This window comes from Mucilaginibacter sp. (assembly GCF_036383575.1).
Lineage (GTDB): Bacteria > Bacteroidota > Bacteroidia > Sphingobacteriales > Sphingobacteriaceae > Mucilaginibacter.
The window spans coordinates 1-5,549 of the sequence record NZ_DASVOB010000078.1 but is presented as its reverse complement, the minus strand read 5'-3'; the positions used below and the strand labels follow the sequence as shown (position 1 = coordinate 5,549).

General features: G+C 43.4%; 7 protein-coding genes. 1 reads left to right on the top strand and 6 read right to left on the bottom strand.

The genetic code is table 11. From position 1 onward, the window contains the following. The coding region (locus VF500_RS02830) for a DNA-protecting protein DprA (RefSeq protein ID WP_330858221.1) at positions 1-705 on the top strand (705 nt) is incomplete at its 5' end. A gap of 125 nt (positions 706-830) precedes the next feature. On the opposite strand, the gene VF500_RS02825 is transcribed toward VF500_RS02830, so the two are convergent. From VF500_RS02825 to rfaE1, 6 genes are all read right to left on the bottom strand, one after another. Continuing rightward, a complete protein-coding gene (locus VF500_RS02825; RefSeq protein ID WP_330858220.1) occupies positions 831-1,307 on the bottom strand; it encodes a SixA phosphatase family protein in 477 nt (158 codons plus the stop codon). Between the two features lie 163 nt (positions 1,308-1,470). Next, entirely contained in the window at positions 1,471-2,091 is a 621-nt protein-coding gene (locus VF500_RS02820; RefSeq protein WP_330858219.1) for a porin family protein, read from the bottom strand. 133 nt (positions 2,092-2,224) lie between these two features. Continuing rightward, a complete protein-coding gene (locus tag VF500_RS02815; protein WP_330858218.1) occupies positions 2,225-3,190 on the bottom strand; it encodes a glycosyltransferase family 9 protein in 966 nt (321 codons plus the stop codon). A gap of 14 nt (positions 3,191-3,204) precedes the next feature. Next, positions 3,205-3,708: a D-glycero-beta-D-manno-heptose 1-phosphate adenylyltransferase gene (rfaE2, locus tag VF500_RS02810; protein WP_330858217.1), complete on the bottom strand. Its 504-nt coding sequence runs from the start codon at positions 3,706-3,708 to the stop codon at positions 3,205-3,207. An 82-nt stretch (positions 3,709-3,790) separates the two neighbouring features. Next, the gene (locus VF500_RS02805) at positions 3,791-4,360 is read right to left on the bottom strand and encodes a D-sedoheptulose 7-phosphate isomerase (protein ID WP_330858216.1); all 570 of its coding nucleotides are present in this window, start codon (positions 4,358-4,360) and stop codon (positions 3,791-3,793) included. Between the two features lie 75 nt (positions 4,361-4,435). Next, on the bottom strand, positions 4,436-5,428 hold the full coding sequence (rfaE1, locus tag VF500_RS02800; RefSeq protein ID WP_330858215.1) for a D-glycero-beta-D-manno-heptose-7-phosphate kinase: 993 nt from the start codon (positions 5,426-5,428) through the stop codon (positions 4,436-4,438). Between the last annotated feature and the right edge of the window lie 121 nt (positions 5,429-5,549).

The following is a 5,549-nucleotide window of genomic DNA, read 5'->3' as shown; positions in this document are numbered from 1 at the left end:
CAGTTAGTTGAGGAATTACAGCAATATAATGTATTAATAGTAAGTGGTTTGGCGCATGGCATTGATGTAGCGGCACATAAAGAATGTTTAAAGCTAAACGTGCCAACCATCGGTGTACTTGGCCATGGGCTCGACAGGCTTTATCCTGCTCAAAACCGGGCTACTGCCGATAAAATGCTCGAAAACGGCGGTTTACTATCCGAATATCCTTCGGGCACTAATCCCGACAGGGAAAACTTTCCGCAGCGAAACCGGATAGTTGCCGGTATTGCTGATGCAACCGTTGTGATTGAAGCCAGCATTAAAGGAGGTGCACTTATAACAGCCGAAATAGCCAATTCCTATAACCGGGATGTATTCGCTTTTCCAGGTAGGTTGGGCGATGAATTTTCTGAAGGATGTAACTTCCTGATCCGCAATAATAAAGCAAGTTTGTTAACTTGCGTCGCCGATCTGGCTTTTAGCCTGGGTTGGGAAAAGAGTGATGTAAGTAAACCTGTTGAACAATTTACGTTGCCGTTTGATCTGTCGGACGATGAACGGCTGATCATGGAGATCCTGCGGCAAAACAGCACACCGGTTGCTATCGATGATCTGACGTTAAGGGCCAATATGCCTATGAGCCAACTGGCTATGAACCTGCTCAATATGGAAATGCAGGGATATATCAGCTCACTGCCGGGGAAAACGTATCGGGTGAATTGATTTTTGGTCGGAAGTTCTAAGTCGGAAGTTTTAAGTCAAAAGCTGGCTACCTGTTTTAAAATCTTTCGACTTAGAATCCAAGACTATGGACTTAATACTTTTGGCTAAAGACTTCGGACTTCAAACTACCCCTTCGGTGAATCAAAATGCACCAGTTTGCCATCTTCTTCACTGATAGATTGCCAGGTATCATTTTCAAAAGTAATGACGGCCACGGCGCAGGTAGGCATTTCTTTTAGCTGGCTGGTGAGGTAGTATAATATTTGACTTATGCCTGGATTATGGCCAACTATGCCAATAAAATCATATTCATCGGGCAGGCTATTAATCACTTTTACCCAGGTGTTTTCGCTGGCTTCGTAAATTCTTTTATCCTCACCAGGAACGGGTAATTTAAAGTGGTTGGCAAAGATCTCGGCAGTGGTTTTGGTACGTAGCGCAGGGCTGGTTATTATAATTTGAGGAATTTGTAATTGTCCTTTTAAAAGGGTAGCCATTAAAACCGAATCCTGCATGCCCGATTGTTTTAACGGCCTGTCAAAATCAACGTAACCGCTTTCATGGGTAGCTTTTGCATGACGTATTAATAATAGTTTTTTCATGATTTGAAACGGGTTAGCGATCGGTTTATGATATTATGGCTTAATTAATATAACGTGAAACATTTTCAATAAGTTTCCAATAATACTAAATAAAAAAGGAGAAGCAACAGCTTCTCCTTTTTTTAAGAGGGTTGAAATGCCTCTTATTTCTTCCATCGGTTAATTAAAAGGCGTAACCTACTGAAATACCGAAAACACGGTTTGTGAGTTTAATACCATTAACATTGGTGATGTTGGTTAAGCCCCAATCGTAGTTAGCATTGATCAGGAAGCCGGTTTTGAATTTGAAGCCAACAATAGCATCTAAGCCAGCGTCGGTCCTTTTGATCTCGTCCTGGCCACTGCCAAATTTAATGCTTTCAGAATTTCCGCTGTCGTCTTTTGATTTACCGGAAACACCCATACCAAGGTAAGGGCCTGCACCAAAGTAAAAGTCGCCAACTACCGCAGGTACGTGGTAAACAACATTTACAGGCACCTGTAAATAATAAAGTTTTACTTTACCAGATGAACTGGCCTGATCATCAATAGAAACGCTTGACGAACCACCTTTACCGGTAAAGTTTAAGGCCGGTTGTAATGATACGTTGCCGAATTTAAAGTCGACAAAAGCGCCTACGTTGAATGTGGTTAAGCTGCCGGAATTGCCGGAACCGCTAACACCATCAACTGTAGCGTGTAATGTTGCGAAGTTCACACCTCCTTTAAAACCAATAGTTGGTAATTGAGCAAATGCTGCGAAAGATGCCACTAAAAGGCACAGGCTGAGTAAGGTTTTTTTCATCGTGTAAGGGATTTAAGTTAATGCACAAAATTATACAAATACACTAACATTAAAAGGCATCTGATGTTTTTTTGTGAAATACTAACAGTAGTGCGCTCGTAAGTATAACTTACGCAATGTTTTATGATCTCGATTAGCGGTTGGAGAAATTTACGATATCGGCTTCTGGCATATCATTCATACACTTAAAGTGCCCGAGCGGGCATTTTTCAAGCCCGAATTTGGAGCAGGGGCGGCAGGATAATTCAATACCGGCAATCAGCGTTTCTTTTACTTTATAAGGCCAAACACCCAGCAAGTCGGGCGTTGTGCCGCCCCAAACCGAGGCTATCGGAACATTAAATGCTTCGGCGATATGGGTAAGACCGGTATCAAAACCGATGAGACTTTGCGCTTTCGATACCAGGAAAACCGACTCATCAAGCGATGTTACTCCGCAGGCATTATAAACCGAAGTGCCAACCGCTGCCGCTATTTCATCACCATTGGCCTTTACATCATTGCCGCCCAATAGCAAAACAGGCAAATTAAGCTGTTTGCAAATACTGATGATCTTATAATTAGGCATCCGCTTGGTAAAATGGGTAGCGCCTATTACAAAAGCGACATAGCCATTTTGGTGACCGGCGGGCAGCAATTTGGTTATATCATGCTCGGCCTTGACATAATAATCAATCGGGTTATCGTCATTAACAGCGCCCAAAAACGTAACTGCTTTTAAATACCTGTCAACCAAATGCTCCTTACTAACCAGGTTACGTTTCAGTTTTAAACTCAGCCATTTCAGGATCGGCTGTTTTTTGTAGGTTGATGTCTTGATACCCGTGCGTAGCTTGATGATACTTGTACGAAGATTATTATGCAGATCAATGATCTGATCGTATTTTTCGGCCTTGATCTCGTTAATAGTATCTGTTAACGAGGGTTTTAGTAACAGCAGCTTGTCAACATATGGGTTGTTATCGTAAATGTATTTGAAGGCCGGTTTGGTTAAAAAGTGAACTTCGGCATCGGGCACCTGCTTTTTTAGGCAGCGTACAACAGGCGTGGTATAAATTATATCACCCATCGAGCTAAAGCGGATCACCAGTATTTTCATGCTGTTATCAGTACTCAGGAAATCTGGTTCCTGATTTTTTCAATTATTGAGGTAGATGAGTATCCTTCAACAAAATTAATGGTTTTAACTTCGCCGCCGTTTGCTATCACTTCTTTAGCGCCCACAATGTTTTCAACCGCATAATCAGCGCCTTTTACCAGGATATCCGGAAGGAGGGAACTAATCAGGTTGAGCGGCGTATCTTCTTCAAAAACAACAATGGCATCCACAAAAAACAGTGCTGCTAATAAAGCGGCACGGCTATTTTGATCGTTTACCGGGCGGGTAGGCCCTTTAATGCGGGTTACTGAACTATCAGCATTAAGACCGATCACCAGCTTGTCGCCAAGTTCGGCTGCTTTGGCCAGGTAGGTGAGGTGCCCGATATGCAAGAGGTCAAAAACGCCATTGGTAAACACCACCTTTTTACCTTCGGCCTGCCAGTTTTTGATCTGTGCCTGCAGCGATGGCAGGTCAGCTATTTTGTCAAGAAGCGTTTTTTCGAAGCCTGTTCTCATTTATTTTTTTCTGTAGAGACGTATTACATGCGTCTCCATATCATTAGAAAAGACGCATGTAATGCGTCTCTACGGTAATTAATTAATCAAAAAGATCATCGACAGCAGTACACAGGATATGCCCGATAAGGATATGCATTTCCTGGATGCGCGCGGTGATGTTTGATGGCACAATGATATTCAGTTGGCAAAGACCATTCATTTTGCCACCATCTCTGCCCGAAAGCCCCAAAGTTTTAACCTCCAGTTTTTTAGCCGACTCAAAAGCCGCCAAGATCCCCGGACTGTTGCCGCTTGTCGAAATACCGATGAACAGATCGCCCGGTCTGGCAAATGCCTCCAGCTGGCGCGAAAATACATGCTCATAACCATAATCGTTGGCGATGGACGTAAGTGCCGAAGTATCCACCGTTAAAGCAATACCAGGCAAAGGCTTACGGTCTTTTACAAAACGGCCGCTAAGCTCTGCAGCAATATGCTGTGCATCAGCGGCACTGCCGCCATTGCCGGCCAGTAATACTTTATTGCCGCTTTTTATGGTTGATGTGATCATTTCACAAGCTCCCTCAATATCGCCGCTAAGCGTATCAATTACCCTTTGAAGAGTATCCAGATGATCTTTAAGTTCGTTTAATATTTGAATCTTATTCATTCGTTCGTTCACTGGTTCATTTGTTCACTGGTTCATTAGTCCAGTCTTAAGGCAAGCATCCTTCAACCTTCCGCCTTATTTTTCGTCTCTTAATATGTCTTCAACGATCTCATCCAAAGTAGTTGTTGCACTACCCACGCGGCGGATCACTATGGCAGCGGCATGGTTGGCAAGTTCGCATGAATCCTCAATGCTTAGGCCGCCTGCCATAAAGTAGGCCATGGTAGCCAGCACGGTATCGCCGGCACCGGTTACATCAAACACTTCTGTCGCTTTTACAGGCAGGCTTTTATGTTCCTGTTCGCTTAGTATTACCATGCCTTCTTCAGAAAGGGTAACTACTATATATTGCGTACCCGTTTGTTCAAAAATTACCTTGCCAGCCTGTTGCAAGCTTTCTATCGAGTTTATCTTCTCCGTTTTAGCTGCTTCCGACAACTCCTTACGATTGGGCTTGATGATAAAAGCACCCTTGTATTTCTCGTAATTAAGCCCTTTGGGGTCGATGATTACTTTTTTACCTTTAGCATTTGCCGCCCTGATAATGCCTTGCGATAAAAACGGCGAAAACAGACCTTTGTTATAATCAGACAAAAGTACCATGTCAGCACCATCGATATGGCTGCTTAACTTGCCGATAAGTTCATTAGCAATAGCTTCTGATACTTCGTCGGTAACTTCGCGGTCAACCCGAACCAGTTGATGGCTGCCCACAACAACACGGGTTTTTACCGTAGTAGGGCGGTTGCTGTCTTTTATAATGGTATCTGTTTCAACGCCTTCGTCGGCCAGGATCTTAATTAGTTCACCTGCCGCCTGGTCGTTACCAATTACACCGGCAACAATAACTTTTGCCCCTAACGATACCAGGTTTTGAACCACGTTACCTGCACCACCCAGCGTAGTAGTTTCGTTCTTTACATTTACGATAGGCACAGGTGCCTCTGGCGAAAGACGGGTAGCGCTACCCCATATATAATGGTCAACCATCAGATCACCAATAACCAGTATTGCCGGTTTATGTGCCGATGCCTGTATGGATTGTACTTTATCTTTTAATTGGTTCATCAGTTCAATAGTTCATTTGTTCATTGGTGGCAGCAGCAGATTGTTCTGCCCTAATCTCCAATCACTGGTCTCTTTTAGCTGCAAACGCCTTTGTAATTTCTGCCAACGACATGGCATTCAT

Bases quoted from the DNA above. Each gene is read 5' to 3' on its own strand.
- VF500_RS02825 (WP_330858220.1), bottom strand. From the start codon at position 1,307: ATGAAAAAACTATTATTAATACGTCATGCAAAAGCTACCCATGAAAGC.
- VF500_RS02820 (WP_330858219.1), bottom strand. From the start codon at position 2,091: ATGAAAAAAACCTTACTCAGCCTGTGCCTTTTAGTGGCATCTTTCGCA.
- VF500_RS02815 (WP_330858218.1), bottom strand. From the start codon at position 3,190: ATGAAAATACTGGTGATCCGCTTTAGCTCGATGGGTGATATAATTTAT.
- rfaE2 (WP_330858217.1), bottom strand. From the start codon at position 3,708: ATGAGAACAGGCTTCGAAAAAACGCTTCTTGACAAAATAGCTGACCTG.
- VF500_RS02805 (WP_330858216.1), bottom strand. From the start codon at position 4,360: ATGAATAAGATTCAAATATTAAACGAACTTAAAGATCATCTGGATACT.
- rfaE1 (WP_330858215.1), bottom strand. From the start codon at position 5,428: ATGAACCAATTAAAAGATAAAGTACAATCCATACAGGCATCGGCACAT.